Source organism: Elusimicrobiota bacterium (assembly GCA_040757695.1).
GTDB lineage: Bacteria > Elusimicrobiota > UBA8919 > UBA8919 > UBA8919 > JBFLWK01.
This window is the reverse complement of record JBFLWK010000263.1, coordinates 1-1,038: the sequence shown is the minus strand read 5'-3', so window position 1 is coordinate 1,038 and position 1,038 is coordinate 1. Positions and strand designations below refer to the sequence as shown.

Annotated in this window: 1 protein-coding gene; it reads right to left on the bottom strand. The window is 31.5% G+C overall.

Annotated features, from left to right (window positions below; all coding sequences use genetic code 11):
* Position 1: 1 nt before the first annotated feature.
* The gene (locus AB1349_14655; GenBank protein ID MEW6558567.1) at positions 2-967 is read right to left on the bottom strand and encodes a transposase; all 966 of its coding nucleotides are present in this window, start codon (positions 965-967) and stop codon (positions 2-4) included.
* Between the last annotated feature and the right edge of the window lie 71 nt (positions 968-1,038).

Below are 1,038 nucleotides of genomic sequence, written 5' to 3'. Positions count from 1 at the left end.
TTCACGATGCAATTTTCTGGTTAAATCTATCGATACCATCACGCTTTGAGTATAGTTGATTTTGTATCGTTCTTTTAATATTGCCAAATTTAGCCCTATTGTGTTGCCGTAGTGCAGACAGCAAACTAAAAGCAAGGCAAACAAATCCAACATGATTTACTAAAGAACGATAATTTTCCATCCGTATGTAATCTAGCCCCAGCTTTTGTTTAGCCTCTCGGTGAAAGAGCTCAATCTTCCATCTAAAGAGATAGCATGATTTTATCTTAGCTAAAGATAAGTGAACTTGGTTTGTTGCAATAAAATAAATCTCATTCTGGTGAAGAATCTTGATTATTTTTACTGTATTTCTTATATTTTTTAGCTCACAGATTATACTTTGATTTATTTCTAGATCATATGTCGCAAGTTTAAAGCGGTTATTATTTACAAAAAACACCCTAGACTTTTTTATTCTTGTAAACCAGCAATAATTATATTCGTTTAACCACTTGATTATTTTCTTTGAGGAGAAAAAACTATCTATCAGTATTGTTTTTACTGGGGTATTTGTCAAATTGTACTTTTTGATTAAGTCAAGTGCTAGATCGGGTTGTTTCACGTAATCATAAGACTTTGAAACTTTTGGAGAGACCCATATCCTGTAATCAAAAACAACCGTTGTAGTTCCATTGGATAATATTAAGCTTATTAATTGATTATGTGGAACATTTTTCATATTATTTATTGAAATTTTACCTCTTTTGGTTATTCTATACTTGGCATATGGCTGTTCTAAAGGGCTTGCATCTAAAATCAAATACCAGCGTGAGGTATTTTGATTTATTAACACAGCCTTTATCAACAAGTAGAATAGTTTTCTCCAGTTAATTCTGTATTGAAGCAGTTTGTATAATTGATATGTGTTAAATTTTCTGGTCTTTTCAGATAATCCTAGAACGCTAAAGTAGCGATCATCGAGTATCAAGCCAAGTAAATATGTTTTAAACAGATCAACAGGAATTCCTGGAGATAGTAGTAAAATTAGGGGGTTTAAAA